General features: G+C 69.9%; 16 protein-coding genes and 2 pseudogenes. 7 read left to right on the forward strand and 11 right to left on the reverse strand.

Features of this window, described 5'->3' with window-relative positions; translation table 11 throughout:
* Nucleotides 1-139: 139 nt before the first annotated feature.
* On the reverse strand, nucleotides 140-328 hold the full coding sequence (locus ACP4J3_RS27395; protein ID WP_426538715.1) for a hypothetical protein: 189 nt from the start codon (nucleotides 326-328) through the stop codon (nucleotides 140-142).
* Nucleotides 328-2,166, reverse strand: a complete 1,839-nt coding sequence (locus ACP4J3_RS27400) for a glycoside hydrolase family 15 protein (RefSeq protein ID WP_426538716.1) — start codon at nucleotides 2,164-2,166, stop codon at nucleotides 328-330. Before ACP4J3_RS27400 ends, ACP4J3_RS27395 begins: the two co-directional genes overlap by 1 nt.
* A gap of 268 nt (nucleotides 2,167-2,434) precedes the next feature.
* Here ACP4J3_RS27400 and ACP4J3_RS27405 point away from each other — a divergent pair, with 268 nt between their 5' ends.
* From ACP4J3_RS27405 to hpnR, 3 genes are all read left to right on the forward strand, one after another.
* Nucleotides 2,435-2,743 (forward strand): hypothetical protein, encoded by a 309-nt coding sequence (locus ACP4J3_RS27405; RefSeq protein ID WP_426538717.1) that lies wholly within the window; start codon nucleotides 2,435-2,437, stop codon nucleotides 2,741-2,743.
* 980 nt (nucleotides 2,744-3,723) lie between these two features.
* Complete coding sequence (locus tag ACP4J3_RS27410) at nucleotides 3,724-4,863, forward strand: Rieske 2Fe-2S domain-containing protein (RefSeq protein ID WP_426538830.1); 1,140 nt, start codon at nucleotides 3,724-3,726, stop codon at nucleotides 4,861-4,863.
* 139 nt (nucleotides 4,864-5,002) lie between these two features.
* Nucleotides 5,003-6,484 (forward strand): hopanoid C-3 methylase HpnR, encoded by a 1,482-nt coding sequence (gene hpnR / locus ACP4J3_RS27415; protein ID WP_426538718.1) that lies wholly within the window; start codon nucleotides 5,003-5,005, stop codon nucleotides 6,482-6,484.
* 6 nt (nucleotides 6,485-6,490) lie between these two features.
* On the opposite strand, the gene ACP4J3_RS27420 is transcribed toward hpnR, so the two are convergent.
* The 4 genes and pseudogenes from ACP4J3_RS27420 to ACP4J3_RS27435 form a co-directional block, all read right to left on the reverse strand.
* Entirely contained in the window at nucleotides 6,491-6,676 is a 186-nt protein-coding gene (locus ACP4J3_RS27420) for a sigma-70 family RNA polymerase sigma factor (protein ID WP_426538719.1), read from the reverse strand.
* 154 nt (nucleotides 6,677-6,830) lie between these two features.
* Nucleotides 6,831-7,094, reverse strand: a pseudogene (locus ACP4J3_RS27425) (hypothetical protein); the annotation flags it as partial.
* Between the two features lie 211 nt (nucleotides 7,095-7,305).
* Nucleotides 7,306-8,154 carry an SDR family NAD(P)-dependent oxidoreductase gene (locus tag ACP4J3_RS27430; protein ID WP_426538720.1) on the reverse strand — a complete coding sequence of 283 codons (849 nt, stop codon included), beginning with the start codon at nucleotides 8,152-8,154 and terminating at the stop codon, nucleotides 7,306-7,308.
* 630 nt (nucleotides 8,155-8,784) lie between these two features.
* On the reverse strand, nucleotides 8,785-9,267 hold the full coding sequence (locus tag ACP4J3_RS27435; RefSeq protein ID WP_426538721.1) for a hypothetical protein: 483 nt from the start codon (nucleotides 9,265-9,267) through the stop codon (nucleotides 8,785-8,787).
* Between the two features lie 331 nt (nucleotides 9,268-9,598).
* On the opposite strand from ACP4J3_RS27435, the gene ACP4J3_RS27440 reads away from it, so the two are divergent.
* On the forward strand, nucleotides 9,599-9,763 hold the full coding sequence (locus tag ACP4J3_RS27440; protein ID WP_426538722.1) for a hypothetical protein: 165 nt from the start codon (nucleotides 9,599-9,601) through the stop codon (nucleotides 9,761-9,763).
* A gap of 331 nt (nucleotides 9,764-10,094) precedes the next feature.
* Here ACP4J3_RS27440 and ACP4J3_RS27445 read toward each other — a convergent pair whose 3' ends face one another.
* Together ACP4J3_RS27445 and ACP4J3_RS27450 are read right to left on the reverse strand one after the other, a co-directional pair.
* Nucleotides 10,095-10,358, reverse strand: a complete 264-nt coding sequence (locus ACP4J3_RS27445; protein ID WP_426538723.1) for a PepSY domain-containing protein — start codon at nucleotides 10,356-10,358, stop codon at nucleotides 10,095-10,097.
* Nucleotides 10,359-10,584: 226 nt separating this feature from the next.
* Nucleotides 10,585-11,415, reverse strand: coding sequence for a ribonuclease BN (locus ACP4J3_RS27450; protein WP_426538724.1), 831 nt, complete (start codon nucleotides 11,413-11,415; stop codon nucleotides 10,585-10,587).
* Nucleotides 11,416-11,602: 187 nt separating this feature from the next.
* Between ACP4J3_RS27450 and ACP4J3_RS27455 the strand changes: the two genes are divergently transcribed.
* Nucleotides 11,603-12,940, forward strand: coding sequence for a glycosyltransferase (locus tag ACP4J3_RS27455; RefSeq protein ID WP_426538725.1), 1,338 nt, complete (start codon nucleotides 11,603-11,605; stop codon nucleotides 12,938-12,940).
* A gap of 7 nt (nucleotides 12,941-12,947) precedes the next feature.
* Here the strand turns inward: ACP4J3_RS27455 and ACP4J3_RS27460 are convergent, their stop codons facing one another.
* The 3 genes from ACP4J3_RS27460 to ACP4J3_RS27470 form a co-directional block, all read right to left on the reverse strand.
* Nucleotides 12,948-13,895 (reverse strand): DMT family transporter, encoded by a 948-nt coding sequence (locus ACP4J3_RS27460; RefSeq protein ID WP_426538726.1) that lies wholly within the window; start codon nucleotides 13,893-13,895, stop codon nucleotides 12,948-12,950.
* Nucleotides 13,896-14,135: 240 nt separating this feature from the next.
* Nucleotides 14,136-15,470, reverse strand: coding sequence for a sigma-70 family RNA polymerase sigma factor (locus tag ACP4J3_RS27465; protein ID WP_426538727.1), 1,335 nt, complete (start codon nucleotides 15,468-15,470; stop codon nucleotides 14,136-14,138).
* 362 nt (nucleotides 15,471-15,832) lie between these two features.
* Complete coding sequence (locus tag ACP4J3_RS27470) at nucleotides 15,833-16,279, reverse strand: SPW repeat protein (protein ID WP_426538728.1); 447 nt, start codon at nucleotides 16,277-16,279, stop codon at nucleotides 15,833-15,835.
* Nucleotides 16,280-16,430: 151 nt separating this feature from the next.
* Between ACP4J3_RS27470 and ACP4J3_RS27475 the strand changes: the two are divergent.
* Both ACP4J3_RS27475 and ACP4J3_RS27480 read left to right on the forward strand, forming a co-directional pair.
* A pseudogene (locus ACP4J3_RS27475) lies at nucleotides 16,431-16,571 on the forward strand (thiamine pyrophosphate-binding protein); the annotation flags it as partial.
* Between the two features lie 594 nt (nucleotides 16,572-17,165).
* Entirely contained in the window at nucleotides 17,166-17,639 is a 474-nt protein-coding gene (locus ACP4J3_RS27480) for an SRPBCC family protein (RefSeq protein ID WP_426538729.1), read from the forward strand.
* Nucleotides 17,640-17,697: the final 58 nt, after the last annotated feature.

A 17,697-nucleotide genomic window follows, 5' to 3' on the forward strand; every position in this document is an offset into this window, starting at 1 on the left:
GGTTCAGACGGCCGTCGCCGAGCATGTGCGTCAGTCGTCCGGCCGGTCCGCACGGGTACTCCGTGGGTACAGCGCTGAATCGAGCGCCGTGGGAACAGGGGTACTGCGCTGTGCCCGAAGCGGCCTCCTCTCCTCTCGCTCAGGACAAGGAGGTGAGCACCATGAGCTCTTCCATGGACGACCGGCGCGTCCTCGCAGAGATGGAGCGACGCCTCCCCAGGACGACCCGGAACTGGTCGTGCTGATCGAGGCTCTCAATCAACAGTTTCCCGACGACCAGGACACCGAGAGCCGGGACGACGACGGCGGCAAGGGGCACGACTGGCACTACGCATGCTCCTCCCGCCCGGAGGCTGGTGTGAGTGGTCCGGGTTCCGCGCCCGAGTGCGCGGTCTTGGTGGGTATGCCGCTCAGGGATCGCGCGGTGTTGACCAGACCCACGAGGCTGAACGCCTGAGGGGTGTTTCCCAGCTGGCGGTGGGCGCGAGGGTCGTATTCCTCGCTGAGCAGTCCCACGTCGTTGCGCAGGGACAGCAGATGCTCGAAGACTGCGCGGGCCTGGTCGCTTCGTCCGATGCCGTGCAGGGCGTCGGCGAGCCAGAAGGTACAGGCCAGAAAGGTGCCTTCCGTCCCGGGCAGGGCATCGACGCCGCCGTCGGACTCGGGGTGGTAGCGCAGAAGCAGGCCGTCTTCGCACAGCTCACGTTGTACGGCCTCGACCGTGCCGTGAATCCGTGAGTCCTCCCAGGGCAGGAATCCGACCCTGGGCAGGAGCAGCAGCGCGGCGTCCAGTCCGCGGGAGCCGTAGAACTGGGTGAAGGTTCCACGCTCGGCGTCGTACCCGTGGGCGCACACCTCGGCGTGGATGGTGTCGCGCAGAGTGCGCCAGTGGTCGACCGGTCCGGGCAGGCCGTGATGGAGGACGGTGTCCACGGCTCGGTCGGCGGCGGCCCAGGCCATGACCTTGGAGTGGACGAAGTGGCGCCGTGGACCGCGGACCTCCCACAGCCCGTTGTCCGGCTCCGCCCAGCGGCCCTCGAGATGGTCCAGCAGGGCGCGTTGCAGGTCCCAGGCGGTGTCGTGCGGGGCGAGTCCGGTGTCACGGGCCAGGTGCAGGGTGTCGAGCACCTCGCCCCAGACGTCGAGCTGGAGCTGCTCGGCGGCGGCGTTGCCGATGCGCACCGGGGTGGAGCCCTCATAGCCGGACAACCAGTGCAGGGTGTGCTCGGGGAGTCGACGGGCGCCGTCCACCGCGTACATGATCTGGAGCTTCCCCGGATCTCCCGCGACCGCGCGCAGCAGCCACTCCCGCCAGGCCGCGGCCTCGTCGACGTAGCCGGTTCCCAGCAGCGCCTGCAGCGTGAAGGCGGCGTCGCGCAGCCAGCAGTAGCGGTAGTCCCAGTTGCGCACGCCGCCGATCCGCTCGGGCAACGAAGTGGTGGCCGCGGCCAGAACCCCGCCCGTGGGCGCGTAGGTGAGCGCCTTGAGCAGCAGCAGGGAGCGCCGCACCTCCGGCTGCCAACGGCCCTCGTAGCGGCACCGGGCCATCCACGAGGTCCAGTACGCCTCGGTGTCGGCGAGCGCCCTCTCCGCGTCCACGGGCTGTGGGCGGGGCAGATGCGAGGGCGCGTGAGTGAGAACGAAGGGCACGCGCTGTCCCGCGGACACAGTGAACTCCGCGAGGGTGGTCCCCGCCCGGCCGCGCAGCTGGACAGGTGTATGCAGCCAGATGGCGTCGGGTCCGGCGACCGCGGCCAGGTCAGTTCCGTCGCGGCGCACCCAGGGCGCCAGGTAGCCGTAGTCGAACCGCAGCCGCAGTTCCATGCGCATGGGCACGCATCCGGACAGGCCCTCGACCACTCGCACGACGTCCGCCGCCTCGCCGCGCAGCGGCATGCAGTCCACCACCCGCACTGTGCCCTCGGTGGTGCGCCACTCGCTCTCCAGGATCAAGGTGTCCCCGCGGTAGCGGCGGTGCGTGGCAGGTCCGCCGGACGCCGGAGCCAGCAGCCATCGTCCAGCCTCCTCGTCGTGCAGCAGGGCGGCGAAGCAGGCGGGGGAGTCGAAGCGGGGCAGACAGAGCCAGTCGATGGAGCCGTCGCGGGCGACCAGTGTGGCGGTGTGCAGATCGCCCACCATGGCGTAGTCCTCGATGGCTGCGGCCATGGGCACTCCGGTGGGTCGCTTCCGGTTTCTCGGCCGACGTTGTGGCACTGACGTCGGGGACGGGCTGAGCCGAGTGCCCTGAGGTGCGTTCTGTACACGGCCCGGACCGGGATGGGCTGCACTGTTGCCGCCCCGTGCTCGGGAAAGCGCGTATCGAGGTTTCGGCGCTTCGGCGCTTCGGGGTTTCGGGCGAGTGTTCCGCGAGAACCGAACAGCAGGCGCCCGGCTGCCCGGCGCGGGCGGTGTTCGGAACGAGTGGTGGACGAGGATGGATGCGCTGACAGTGGTCACGGGCGATGGACAACGCGTGGAGCGGGGGGCGGAGTTTGCTCCACTCGCTGTCATGTTTGATGCCGACGGTGAGCCCGTCGGCGGCCGCATGGTGAGCTTCTTCGTGGACGACCCTGAGGGAACCGGGACCGACTTCCGCGGCGGCTCTCCCGTCCGGGTCACCACGGCGTCGGATGGGACAGGCAGCACGGATGTGCCGCTCGTCGCCGGTGACGCTCCGGGCACTGTGCGCGTCAAGACCATCGCGGAGGGGGCGAACACCTCTTTCTTCTTGGAAGTGGTGTAGGCGGACGACCGCACCTGAGGTTGAGGACAGATCCCCGCCCATGAGGTCCCAGTCACCGGGACGGAAGCAGTAGGGCCTCGCCCCGCCTTCCAGCTGGGCACTTCCACCACACTCGCCCGGTCCGTCCCGACGACACTCGCTGAGGCACCGGTGTCCAGCACGAAGCTGAAGGGCCCTTCGCCCGCAATGGTCAGGGATACGAAGGCCACGTCTGGGGAACCGGCTGGGCCGTCGGCACATCCCGCCATGAGCGCGGCTGTCATGCACAGCAGTACCGCGGATCCCGCAGCGGAGCGCTCGAGGGAGGACATGGCAGCGTCTCCTCAGCCCCTGAAAGTCCTCGCGGACTCTGCGGCCTTGGGGGTCCCCCCCCGTACATCCAGCGCCAAACAGGCTGCTGGCCAAAGCCCGGTGACAGGACGTTCACCGAGCTGCCACGGGTTACCTACTGATCGCGGCCGATTCCTGCTGCTCGCGGCCGACTGGGGCGTCGGACTGGCCACGGCAGTCGTCTTCTTCGTATCCCTGCTTGTACTGACACGAGCGAGGCGGCGACAGCTATACCCCTTCCAGGGTCGGTCCACCGACGCGCGGGTGCCGACCGGAGTAGCTGAAGCTCAGGCTGGACCCAGTCGGTGCTCCGCCGACTGGACGGGCCCGACGCCCGCCGGGGAAAAGGGGCTGGCCACTCAGGCAGCTCCTGACACTGCCCCGACGCCACCGGCAGGCATCACCGCCGGCCACCGCCGTGTACATCACCGTCTGGGATGCCGGGCCCCATGGACAGGGCGGGGTGGTGGCGCTCACCCATCCGGACGCGCTGCGCAGAGCGTGGGCGGCGTGCGGCCGCCAGGGTTGAGGGTGCTGTCCCACGTGCGAGGGAGAGAGACGTGACCGAGATCGACCCCGATGGGGCCGGGATCCGCGCTGGCGGGGTCGGGAGCGGTGAGTCTTCGGTGCGCCGCGATCCGGGTTCCGGCATGCCCGACCTTCGGCGCGTAGGGGCGAACCCGGACTTCTGGTACCCCGTCGCGCTGTCCCGGAGCGTACGCAGCGGGCGAGTTGCGGCAACAGCATTCGCCGGTGAGCGCATCGCGCTGTACCGCGGGAAAAGTGGCACCGTCTACGCACTGGAGGACCGGTGCGCCCACCGGCAGGTACCGCTCAGCCTGGGCGTCGTGGAGGGCGAGACACTCCGCTGCTGCTATCACGCCTGGGCCTATCGCGGCGACGGGCGCATCTCGCAGATCCCGTATCTGTCCAAGGGCGACGGCCGGCCGCCGCGCGGCGTGCGTGGCTACCCCGTCCGTGAGGCCTACGGATTGGTGTTCGTCTTCCCGGGCGACCCGGAGAAGGCGACGGGCACCGCGCTGCCCGAACTGCCCGCGTTCGGCTCGGCGCGGTACAAGACCATGACCTTCTCCCGGACGGTGCGCTGCCACTACTCGTTCATGCACGAGAACCTGCTCGATATGAACCACCAGTTCCTCCACCGTGGCGTCGTCGGCAGGCTCCACCCCGAGCTGCTGGAATACCGCACCGGTGCACGGTCGGTGGAGGCCAGGTACCTGTTCACCCACGCCGGCGGGAAGCGGAACCGTGGAGCCGGCCTGTTGGCCGCCGAGGGCGTCGGCGGCAGCGACTCCGCCGACGTCATGACCATCCGCACCGAATACCCGTACCAGACACTCGACCTGGTGCCGGAGAACGCCGAACGCCCGGCCTTCCGCCTCTGGGCCGCGTACGTGCCCGAGGACGCCGAGCAGCGCAGGTGTCACGCCTATGGCCTCCTCATGATCGAGAAGCCCAGGGTTCCTGGCGCCCTTCACCTGGCGTGGCCGCTGATCAGACGCTTCACCGAACGTGTGTTCGCCGAGGATCGCATGGCCGTGGAAGCCGAGCAGCGGGCGTGGGAGGAGCAGGGCGAGGATCGCAATCACGAGGTCTTCCCCCTCATCCTGGATGTCCGCGACGTGCTGCGTGCCAACGGCGTCCCGCTGCGCCCCCGGACTGCCGCGGGCGGCACCGCCCACGGCGACGGCCCGGTCTCGGCGCTCGGCCACCACCCCGCAGGTTCCGGCACCTCTGCCGACCCCTCGGCTGAGCCGCCGGGCGGTTGACGGGGGTGAATGCGGTTGGGCGGGCAACCGCCGGCCGTGGGCCGTTCGACGGACATGTGGTTCCGGCCCGCTGCGCGTGGAACCCCTGTGACAGTAGCCGTCCGGCCGCTGTCCCCGTCCGCCGCCCACCGAGGTGACCATGCGCCTGCTCCTCGTCCACCCCAGTGCCCTGATGTACTCGGAGATCTTCCTGCGTCTGGAGCCACTCGGCCTGGAGAGGGTGGCCGGCGCGGCCCGCGACGCGGGCCACGAGGTGCGGATCGTGGACCTGCAGGTGACCGGCACGAGGGAGCTGGCCCGTGAATTCGCCTCCTTCCGCCCCGACGCTCTCGGCGTGTCCCTGAATTACCTGGCCAACATCCCCGAGGCGATCGGTCTCGCCCAGGCGGCCAAGCGCGCCGCCCCCAACTGCTTCGTCTTCTTCGGTGGGCACAGTGTGTCCTTTGTGGCTGAGGACGTGCTCGAACAGGCTGAAGGGGCCGTGGACGCGGTGGTACGAGGGGAAGGGGAACCAGCCGTGGCTCCCTTGCTGGCGGCCGTTCGGGACGGCGGTGTGCAGGACGTGCCGGGGATCGTCACACCCGCGGGACGCGGTCCCGAACCGCGGATGCTGCACGGCATCGACAGCCCCGTACCGGCGCGCGACCTGATGCGCCACCGGCGCCGCTACTTCATCGGGGAACTGGATCCGTGCGCGTCGATCGAGTTCACCCGGGGCTGCCCGTGGGACTGCTCCTTCTGCTCCGCCTGGACCTTCTACGGCCGCAGCTACCGCAAAGCCTCCCCCGAGGCGGCCGGCGCGGAGATGGCGGCCATCCGGGAGCCGAACGTGTTCATCGTCGACGACGTCGCGTTCATCCGGCCCGAGCACGGACACGCCATCGCCGAGGAACTGGAACGCCGCAGGATCCGCAAGCACTACTACCTGGAGACCCGCAGTGACGTCCTGCTGCGCAACGAAGAGGTCTTCCGGCGCTGGACCCGGCTCGGTCTGAAGTACATGTTCCTCGGCATGGAAGCCATCGACGCCGAGGGACTTGATCTGTACAGAAAACGGGTCAGCCCCGACGACAACTTCCGCGCCCTGGAGGTGGCACGCCGACTCGGCATCAACGTCGCGATCAACCTCATCGTGGACCCGGCCTGGGACGAGGAACGCTTCCGCATCGTCCGGGAGTTCGCCTTGGCCGTTCCCGAGATCGTGCACCTGACCGTGATGACGCCCTACCCCGGAACCGAAATCTGGCACACCGAATCACGCAGGCTCACCACCCGCGACTATCGCCTCTTCGACATCCAGCACGCCGTGGTGCCCACCACCCTGCCCTTGGACGATTTCTACCGCGAACTTGTCAGGACCCAGGCGGTCATCAACCGCAAGCACCTGGGTCTGCGGACCGCGGCGGGCGCCCTGCGCGTACTGGCCGGCAACCTCGCCCGCGGACAGACCAACTTCGCCCGCATGCTGTGGAAATTCAACCGTGTCTACAACCCCGCACGGCAGTTGGCCGACCACCGCCGCCCGGTGCGCTACGAGCTCCCGCTGCCCCAGCACCTGGATGTCGGTGACCGTCGGCAGCTATATGTCCACACTCGCCCGGCCGGCCGCCGCGATGCCTGAAGTCTCTCAGCCGGCCAGGAGGCAATTGCGCAGATGGCCGCAGGAACGATGGAGCAATCGGGAGACGCGCATGTGCGACATTCCGATGGCGTCGGCGACCTCTCGCTGTGTGAGGGACCCGAGGAAGTAGAGGCGGAGGATGGTGCGCTCCCGGTCCGGCAGTACGGGGATGATGGCGCCCAGGGAGCTCACGGATGGTACCGCCCCGCTCGTGCCCGGCGCGGCGCAGTTCGTCCTGGGCCAGTCGGACGCGGCGGTGGCGGTCCTGGATCCGGCGAGGGACGTGGACTTCCCATGTGTGGTCGCGCAAGTGGCGTTTGAGTTCGCCGTCGATGGTGGGTACGGCGTATGAGAGGAAGGCGTGGCCGCGACCGGGGTCATAACGGTCGACGGCCTTGACCAGGCCGACGAGCCGCCATCCGGTGCACGACCTCGTCCTCGGGTGTCGGGCTGTACGCCCGGGTTGGGACCTCTTCGGGAGGAGCCGACGACCGTGAGCCGTAGGGGGGCGAAAGCGTCCATCGCACTGTCGCTCTCGCTTGGCGTGGGGGATCGGCGAGCCCGGTCGGCTGAGGGGGTTTCGGCCTCGTCGTGGCCCGGGTGCCCCGATGGATTTGCCCTATGCAAAGGTCGCCGGGAACGGGTGGACAAGGCGAGCCGCCAGGCACCCGCAACCCCGTGCACGAGCCGACGCACGGCCTGCCGCAGAACACATGGCCGTCCGGTTCATCCGTCGCGGGCCGCCGTCGCAGTACCGAAGCCGAGGTGTTGGACAGCGCCGCCAGCAGGGCCACGACGACGGTGAGGACGCTGTACCCCGCTCATCCGAACACGGCAGCCAGCCGCCGGTACAGGGTCGGCGCCGCACCGCGCACCCGGACGGGGAGACGCAGCCAGCCGGGCACGTAGATCTCGTCCCGCCCACGGGACACCGCGGTCCATACAGCGTCCGCCACCCGCTCGGGCGGCACCGGCTTGGGCCACGACCGCCGGTACAGGGCGCCGCGCCGCTCGAAGAAGGGCGTGTCCACCGCACCCGGCACCACATGGCTGATCCCGACCCCGGTACCGCGTAGCTCGTACCGCAGCGCGTCGGCGAAGGTACCCAGCGCGGCCTTGGCCGCCGAGTAGACGGCCTCACCTCGCACCCCCACCGCCCCGGCCACGGACCCGATGACCACCACACGCCCGGAGCCCCCCTCCACCATGTGAGGCACGAGCCGGCGTACCAGACGCAACGTGGCCAGGAGATCGACCTCGATGACCTCCTCCAGGGCCGACGGGGGCATGGCGCTGAATTCTCCGGCCCAGCCGATGCCGGCACCGGCCACGAGCAGATCCACTCGCCCGACCTTGGCCAGGGCGAACCTAGCCAGCTGCCGTTCTGCGCCCGGCCGGGTGAGATCCATTGGAAAGGCCGAGGCCCGGGCCTGCTCCGCGACACGGTGAAGGCTTGCCGCGTCCCGTCCGTTGAGGACGAGACGCCACCCCTCGGCGGACAGCCGAGAGGCCACGGCGGCACCGATCCCCGAGGAGGCGCCGGTCACGAGCGCCGCGCTCGGGCGCTCGCTCCCGTCGGTCGGGGGTCCCAGAGCCGATTCCCGCAGCGGGACCGGCGTCTGGGTGAACGACACGTCGGCCGCACCGGCACGGAAGGGGGCCTGAGACATGGGCTGCACCTCGGATACGAGGGAGAACGCCCGAGCGACAGCCGACTGCGGCAACCCCCGGCGTTCGAGGAGAAGGGCAGTCCGGAGTATCCCTGGCCCGGGCCGCCGAAACGCGGAGGCGTGGAGACGGCCGAGAGCAGGACCCGACGCCGAAGGCCCACCTCTGGCACGCTGCCCCCATCTACCGGGCATCGAGCCGCGCCCACCCGGTCACAGCATCCGCGGCGCCTCCGGATGCGTGCTCGGCGAGTTGTCAGCTGGGAGGGGTGAATCTTGACGCGGTGACCGATGAGCTCTACGGCCTCGCATCGGTGATCACCGTTACCCGCATCGCAGTCCGGCGAGGCCGAGCGGCTGTTTCAGCTCGGTGAGGCGCTGCGCCAAGCCCACCGGACCCTGGACGGCGGGCAACTGCGAGACCCGTCGGCGCGGCAGCGGCAAGTGACGTTCGCGTTGGCCCGTCAGGCTGGCCGACTCGCCGCCCAGGCTGGGCAGCGCAGCGCCCCGCTCGAGGGGCCAGGGCTGTCTTCTGCAACGCGGTACGCAAGGCCGTGCCGTGCTGGAACACGCTGACAGGGAGGAACGCGAGGAGTCAGTCCGCCGCTCTGAGCCGCTGCCCGCGGCGCGCCGTCAGCTTCCATTCCGCTGATCGTGCGCTTCTTCTTCTTTGCTGGTCTCCTTCTTCGTGTCCTCGTCGGATGCCTCGCGGAAGCGCTGAGCGACAGCGAGTTCCAGCCCAGCGGCCACGGGATAGACCACGGAGACCAGGAAGCCGGTCAGGGGCCATGCCGCCATTCCTCCGACGAAGTGGGCTACTGCCCAAGCCAGCGTCACGACCGTGGTGACGGAGACGATGCTGAGTGCGATCCCCAGCGCAGTCACGGTGCTGGGCTCCTGTTCCAGCGGCTTGCGGAAGCCGCTCGTCGCCAGAGTCTGCAGCAGGCTGAAGGCCACTGCGGCTCCTACGGCGAAGTAGATCAGGTGAGCGGTGCCGGACTGCCTCGCCTCCGCGTGCAGCATCGCCGCACTCGCGGTGATGGATACGGAGAAGCCGTAAGCCTGGCCGTTGTTGCGCAAGGAGGCGCGCACGCCATGCGCCAATTGCCTGTGCATGCCGGTACCCGCTCTCGACGACAGTGGCGAACAGGGCTGAGCCGATCGCAGTGTCATTGCCGCCCGATTGCACCCCCGGCACGTTCTGTTCCAGAAATCACCCGCAAGCGTGGTGCCGCCCCGGGCACACCCTCGGCTTGGAACGGTGTCCTGGTGATGTGCCAGACGAGTAACCAGGCACCGTGCCAGAGGCGGTTGTGTCAGCGCGCGTCCGCACTTGCGCTGACGACCCGGATGAGCAGCGCAAGAAAGGGCATTAATTGGCGATAAGAGGGGAAACAGGGAAAAGCCGCCACTTGGGTACGGCGAAATGTTGCGGGAGGCGGTCAAGATGGCTCTGTTGCTGTTCCTCATCCTCGTGGCAGTGGTCCTTGGCCTCATCGGTGCCGTGGTCGAGGGATTGCTGTACCTGCTTGCGATCGGTGTGGTCGTTTTCATCGCCGCGCTCGCGTATGCCGCGCTGCGGTTCCGCCGGGGAGGCCGCCGGCACCACTGAGCTCCCGCACGACTCCTCGGGACGACACTGCGGGGCCATCCGGGCGTGACCCGGCCGATGTCGGAGGGATGCCGATGCCCGCCAGTCGGCTGCCTTCCAGCACAAGGCCACTGGGTGGATCCATTTTGCAGTTCCGGCACGAGCCGGGCCAGCGGATCGTCGGGCTGGGGGCAGGCAGGTTGAGGAGCCAGGCCATGGCACCCGATGTCCCCATCGGGGTTGAGGCTCGTACACCCGCAGGCCGATCAGGTCGGCAACAGGAGCAGGCAGCGAGCCCAGCACGAATGCGCAGGCGATGCAGAAGTCCGTGAGGGCCGCCGTGCGCCAGCAGTCACTGCGCGGCGTCACGCTGTCCCTCCGGAAGCACCTTCGCGGCCTCCACCAGCGCCGCTGTTCTCGTCTTCTCCCCAGGAGGCTGGTCGGCCGGCACAGCTGTGCTCAGCAGCCGGCCCAGGGTGGCGTCGACGCGCACCAGGTGCACAGTGCCGTCCTTGGCGGCGACCTCGGTCCGCCACACGGGGTCCGGGCCGGAAGCCTGACGCAGCCCCACCGAGAACAGCTTGCCGTCGGGGACTTCGTCGAGTGCCTTCCGCACGGCACGGTCGAAGGGGAACTCGACCCTGCGACAGCACCTCTGAACGAGTGGCTGGTGGTGGACCGGTGCATGCTGGCAGCAGTGGGCCCACCACGACGACTACCACGGCGAGTGGTCTCGATCCTCCGTACAGCGGCGTCCCGGGCCGGAAGATGCCGGACATGATTCCCGTCGTGGCGGTGGGGAGGGTGGGTGTCGAGCACCTGCAGCAGCGCCTTCGCGCCCGTCAATCGTCGCTGACCGGATCTTTCCCGGGCCGCGTGTGCAGGTGCCCGATGAACCGGTGTCCGTGGTGGTCGAGGAGCCAGCGACCGAACAATGCGCCGCCGTAGATGACGAAACCCACACCGATCAGCCATGACTCGACCACGAGAACGACGCCCACCGCGCCGTAACTGATCGCGTTGTCGACGATCAGCGGGGTGAAGACGAAGTAGGAGAAGCCCCTCAGCCCGATCAGGCCCGCCATGGTGGCGACGGCGCCCGGGAGCAGGTCCCGCCAGCGGACCTGTCCGCCGAGCAGGAAGTGCTGCCCCCACCAGAAGAACAGCGTGCCGGTCACCAACGACAGAGTGATCCGCTCCGGCCCCTGCATCGCACCACCCGTCCGCACCTCCTGGTAGAGGTACGCGGTCAGCGCGGCCAACCAGGTCGCCTGACGCCAGACCCGGTGCCATGGTCCAGGAGGCAGATTCCAGATCCGCTCGTAGCCGTTCTGGACACTGCCGCCGAGCGTGACACCGAACAGGGCGAGGGCCAGACCGCCCCACACACTGATGGTGCCGACCACGTTGCGCGGCGGGCTGATGATGTCCGTCAGCACCCGCGCGGACCGGCCGGACAGCCCCATCCCGTCAGCCAGCCATGCCGCGAAGCCGCCGCGCTCGAGTGGATCGGCGGCGGCGACCACGATGAGCAGGGGAGCCAGCATGACCAGGGCCAGCGTGGCGAATCCCAGGGCTCGGTGCATCAGCTCCAGGTCACGCCCGCGCCGCACGAGTGTACGGGCGCCCAGCCACTCCCATCCGTGCCGCAGCGCACGCAGGTAACGTCGCACGGTGCCTTCCTCGGTCGGCTCGCGCACACGCGGCTGAGTCACCCGCGACAGGTCGGGCAAACCTGGATTGAATGGTCCTGATGGGCGGGACGGCAGTGACGATCGCGGCGTCCGGGCAGGCAGTAGGAGGCCGAGCCGAGCGAGCAACGCGACGGATGACTGCGGCTCGGACGGGTACTCCCGCACCATGCGCACCACAGTGCCACAAGCGCACCACGACGCCCCGGCGTGCCCGGACATCACGTCCGTCGCGGTCCTGGTGGAACTGCTCAGGAACGACGCCTCGGGCGGACACGTGAAGTGCTGGGAGCGGTTCGCCGAGGCGGCGGCCCGGCGCGAGGATGACCAAGCCGGCATCGACTTGACCGTCTACATGCTCGGACATCGAGAGTACGTCGAGGAGCTGTCGCCCCGCGTGCGGTTCGTGGCCCTGCGGCCGGTCCTGAGCACGGCCGTGGTCATGCCCGCCGTGGGCGGCGTGGACATCACCGACCTCGCGCCTCACCACCCCCGCCTCGCCGCGCTGTTGCCCCGTCACGATGTCTGGCACCTCACGCACAGCTTCGCGTTCGCCACGACGGCCGTGCGGCTCGCTCGCCGTGCTTCCCCGGCGCCGCGCGCGGGCCTGGTGAGCTCCCTGCACACGGACGTCCCGGCGCTGGCGTCCGCCTACACCCGCCAACTGGTCGGCACGGTGCCCGGACTGTCCCGGCTGGCCGACGGATCCGCTGCCGGCCTGCCCCACCTGGTCGAAGCACTCGCCCGGCGCCGCCGCGACCGGCTGCTGCGCCGCTGCGACCGGGTCCTTTGCTCCTCGTCGCGCGCCTGCATGGAGATGGGCGCCATCACCGGCCGTGACCGCGTGTCCCTGCTGCGCCGCGGCGTAGATCACGAACGGTTCCGGCCCGACCCGACGGCCCGGGCGGAACTGGTGCGCCGCCTCCGCGTTCCCGGGGACCGGCCACTGGTGCTGTTCGTCGGCCGTGTGGACGCCTCCAAACGCGCCTTGCTCCTCGCCGAGGCGCTCTGCCGCCTCAGGCGCCAGGGACACCAGGCGCATCTGTTGATCGTCGGTTCTGGCGCCGAGACCGGCCGCATCAGGGAACTGCTGGGGCCCGACGTGACAGAACTCGGACGCCAGCCGCAGGATCGGCTGGCGCAGGTGTACGCAGGCTGCGACGTCTTCGCGTTCCCCTCGCTCACCGAGACCGTCGGCAATGTCGTCTCCGAGGCGATGGCGTGTGGCCTGCCCGTGGTCCTGCCGGAGCGCGCCGAGACCACGCAGTGGCTCACGGCCGCCGGATACGACGGCCTGGCGGTGCGGGACGACACCCCGGAGGGCTGGGCTCGGGCGCTGGAGAGCCTGCTCGTCCGGCCGGGGGCACGGCGGCTGATGGGGCGGCGGGCGGCCCGGACAGCGCGGACCCGGCACCCCACGTGGACACAGGTTCTGGAAGAAGACCTCCTGCCCGTGTGGCACGAGGCTGCCGACATGGTGCAGCGAGCCGCCGTCGGCCGTCTCTGAGCGACGCTCACCGACGTGCGCCACGCGGCGGCTCGCCTTCTGGCGCCGACCGCACGGCCGATCCGTACCCCGCCGCGGATTCCCGCCGCCGCGTATCCCGCTGGTGCAGCGCCGCTATCGCCGGTGATGTGTCCAGGCGAACGATGCCGATGAACGTCGCCGCGGCACCGGCCACGGTGAACGCCGTGAGCGGCCAGCCCGACTGCAACGTCTCGCCGAACAGCATGACCCCGGCCGTCACCGCAACGATCGGCTCGGCGGTGTCGATCACCGTCACGGAGGCGGCGAGCGGCCCCTCCTGGAACGCGCTCTGGATCAACAGCAGCCCGCCGATGCTCGCGACGACGAGGAGGTACGTCTGCCACGCCGAGGCAACGGCGGCGAAACCGCGGGGCAGCCGGGCCACGGTGGCGCTCAGCAACACCGACTGGAAGCCCATCACCGTACCGGCGGCGAGGGCGATGAAGGACGCTCGCCAGACTCCGCAGACGTACGCGCGCGCCACCAGGGTGCCGGCCGTCACGGCGGCGACCACTCCCAGCGCGAGGAGCCACGGACCGAGGCGCGCCGTCGCGGGATCCCCGCCACCCGGCCGGGCCGTGGTCAGAGCGGCGGCCAGGCCACCCGCCACGGCCAGGGTGCCGCCCCACTCCCGGGCCCCCAGACGCACCCGGTGCAGCCGGGCCGACAGCGGAATGGCGAAGATCAGCTCGCAGACGATCAACGGCTGCACCAGGCTGAGCGGACCGAACGCCAGCGCCAGGGACTGGAATCCGTATGCCAGGACCGCCAGTCCGATGCCGGACACCCACATCGGCTGCCGCATCAGGTGCCACAGCAGCCGCCACGACAACGCCTCGTCGGCCGGGCGGGCGCTTGCCGCCCGCTGCTGGAGCACACCGGCCACCGCGAAGCAGGCGCCCGCGGCCAGTGCGGCGAGAACGGTGACGGTCATCGGAAGCCGGTGTTCACAGGCGGCGGGGTGGCGGGTCAGCCCCCTGACCGCAGCGGTCCGGCGTGCACGTACAGCTGCCGGCGGTCGCCGACGGGCCGGGGTGCCGGGAGCTCGTGACCCGGTGCCCAGCCTGGTACCTGGCACCGGCCACGCATTCGAGGCCGAGCGGCTCCAAGCGGAGGAAGATCTCCGAGGGCGTCAGCGCATTGGGACGGACGAGCAGCGGGCGCATGGGTCACCTCACGACGTGACGGTCCGTGCGACCGTCAGTCGGCGCAGTACGGTGTACGGCCGGCCGGACGGGTTCAGGGTCCGGGAAGGGGAGGGTGCTCTACTGTGCCTGCCTCCCTGGTGCGGCGAACGGAACCGTCCCACCAACACCGCGGCGTAAGGAGGTGGCCGTGCCACTCCGCCGAGGCATGGGGTATGGACGGGAGAGACCGGCTGCGTCGTCGGTGTCGGCCGTACGGTCCTGGGACACGTCCGGCGCGGCATACGCGGGGGTACGTCGGCGCCGGCTCCTCGGCATGTCCGGAGCGACAGCGCGCGAACAGATCGCCTCGGCACACGGCGCCCGGCGCTGGGTGCGGCGCATGGCACAGAAGCCGCGGGCCCGTTCTCAAGGGTTACCCGCCTTCTGCCGAGCCCTGCCGGGCGTGGGCGCGGAGAGGCCGTGTGGCCGGCCGTCGGGTGTGCTGGAGCGGGCCGCGCGGGGCGACGTACCGGCTCCGCCGACGGGCGCTCCTCGCCGGCACCTCCCACACCGGGCTCTGCTGCCAGGAGCGCCTCGCGGAGCCGGCCGAAGCAGCGCCTCAGAATGCGCGAGACCTGCATCTGGGAGACGCCGATGACGTCCGCGATCTGCTGTTGTGTCCACTCCCGGTAGAAGCGCAGATAGATGACGTGACGGTCCCGCTCTGGAAGCTGCTTCACCAGGGATGTCAGGGCGACGGTGTCGACTACGCGACCGAGGGCGCCGTCCTCGGCACCGATCAGGGAGGCGAGCGGGGAGTCCTGGTCGTGCCCCGCCGGCTCCTCCAGAGAACGCGGACGGCACTCGTGCACCGCCCGCAGCGTGGACAGCACGTGGCCGTGTTCAAGTCCCGTGTGCTCGGCGATCTGCCGAGAGGTGGGCGAACAGCCGCCGAGCCGCTGCTCGAGTTCCTCTACGGCCTGGAACACCTGGCCGCTCGCCTCCTGGAGGGGACGGGGCAGCCGTACGGCGGAGGTGCGGTCGCGCAGGTGCCGCCTGAGCTCACCGGTGACCTTGGGGAGGGCGTACGACAGGAAGGCGTGGCCGAGTGTCGGGTCGTAGCCGTCGACGGCCTTGACCAGTCCGAGGGACGCGACCTGAACGAGGTCGTCGAAGTCCTCCCCCTGGCGCTGGAATCGGCGCGCCACGCGGCGGGCCAGCGGCAGCAGCAGGCGGATGACCTGCTCTCGAAGGGCGGCCTGCCGCGGTCCCCGGGGCTGTTCCGAGAGCTCGCGCATCAGCGCGTCGAGTTGGTCCGAGGACGGATCCGGTACCGCGGTGGCGTCGCGCGTCCGGAGCAAGTCGGCGGCTGAGGAAGACATGGGCCTCTGAGGGTCGGGCGGCGTGGGGCGACTACGGCGTGTTCATGCCGTCGCGCACCGTCTGGTGGGGCGGCGCGCTGGGACCGGCGAGGTCATGGGTGACGCTGCTGTCGTTGACGTTCGAACATGGCCAACCGCTCCTCGGGCACCGTGGCGTGCACTTCGGTCCTGGAGTGACCCACCAGCAGTTCCCTGAAACACGCCATGACCCGGCTGCGGGAAACCGTGTGAGCCATGCGAGTGGCGTCACGCGCCGGACGGTTGCAGAGCCCGCTGGGGCGTATCCGCCGCATGTCGGTCGCGTCCGGATCGCCGACGGTGTGTCGTGCCCACGGAATCCCTGGGCACGACACACTGCGCCCTTACCGGGGCCCGCGGCGGGAGAGGCCGATGGTCAGGCCTGCGGCAGCCAGACCGAGCACGGCGATCGCCGCGCCGATCCAGCAGTTGTTCCAGATGATGCCGGCCCGCGCGCTGTGCGCCGCGGTGACCACCCACGGGGAGAGCAGCAGCCACACTCCGAGCGGTGCGACCACCCACGCCAGGCGGAACATACGATCCGGGGCCATGCTCAGGCCGAGCCCTATCACGCCCACCGTGATGCCGACGATCAGGTTGTTGATGGTGATGTTCGGCTCATTGGTGAAGTGCACGACCCAAGGGGAGATCGCGGCGTAGACGCCTGCGAGGACCATCAGTCCCTCGACGGCGACAGCCTGACCGCTTGAGGCGGTGCGCTCGAGCCGTTCTCGCATCTCTGCCAGTTCGGGATGCGCGCCTATGTCACTGGAGCCCTGCGGATACGACATGACTGTTATCCCCTCTGCGTGACTCTTGCAGCACGTAAGAAAGTCACCATTTATGCGCTTTTTATCCGCATGATCTCCCGGAGATTGCGGGCGGCTGATCAAAGTCGGCACAGGGGCCGCGTCGGCACCGGATGAATCACCGTCCGGGTGCATGAGAGTGGCGGAGGGGGAGAGGGTCTACGGCCATCCCGGCGACGGGATCAACGGGCTGCTCGGCGCCTTCGACCGGGCGAAGGGTGACCCGGAGTTCATCCAGACGCGGCATGAGGAGATGGCTGCCTTCATGGCCTGTGCCGAGATGTCAGTAGGTCCACGCCTGGCCGGGAATCGTGAAGCCGATGTCGGCGAGCCCCGGAGATCTCGCTGATGACATTACGCGCGCCGTCCTGGTTGCCGCGCGCTGCGCCAGTGCTTTCACGGTCGCTCCGAGGCCGGGGACGGGGGACGGCCTTCCTCCGGGACGGCGCCTCAGCCCTCGCCCCGGACGATGTTCCATCCGGCGCTCGTGCGAGCCGAGGGCGGAGTGCTCCTGTCCTCCACGGCGGCGACGCAGGTGTACATCGCCCTGCCCTTCAGGTGACGGACCTTCGTCCAGCCGGTCCGGGGCATATGCAGGACGTCCCTCTTCACGTCAGGCGTGACCTGGAAACGTGGGGTGGTCTCCCACGCCCGTTCCGCCCGGTTGAAGGCCACGATGCAGCCCAGATGGGGTGCAATGGGCGGATATCGCGTGGAGTCGAGCCAGTACGACCACACGCGAATCGGGCGGCCCGCGATCTTTTACCTCGGGCTTCCCGGGTACCCGAGGCCCACACACGTACCGGAGGCCGGACCGCCGCGCGCTGCCCGGGCTCCCGGCGAAGAGCGGACGAGGAGGGTCGGATCAATGAGCACGGTCAAGGAAACGGTCGACGTCGAGGTCCCGCTCCGCAGGGCGTACGACCAGTGGACCCAGTTCGAGGACTTCCCGCACTTCATGGAAGGCGTTGACGAGGTCAGGCAGCTCGACGACCGGCACAACCACTGGGTCACCAGCATCGGCGGGGTGCACCGCGAGTTCGACACCGAGATCGTCGACCAGCTGGCCGACGACCGGATCACCTGGCGGTCCGTCGGCGGCGACACGCAGCAGCGCGGATCGGTCCGGTTCGAGCCGCTGGACGACACGCACACCCGGGTGGAGCTCACCATGGACGTTGAGCCGGCCGGTGTCGCGGAGAAGGGCGCGGACGCGCTCGGCATGATCGACCGGCGGGTGAAGGGCGACCTGCGCCGGTTCAAGGACTACGTCGAGAAAGGCGGCAGCACCGGCGGCTGGCGCGGTCGCATCCGGCCGGAGGACCCGGGCACCGTCCTCTGACGGCCGTCCCGGGGGCAGCCCCGGCCGGTCTCGCACCCCGGTGGGACCGGCCGGCCTG

The sequence above is a fragment of the Streptomyces sp. UG1 genome (genome assembly GCF_049974585.1).
Classification (GTDB): Bacteria; Actinomycetota; Actinomycetes; order Streptomycetales; family Streptomycetaceae; genus Streptomyces.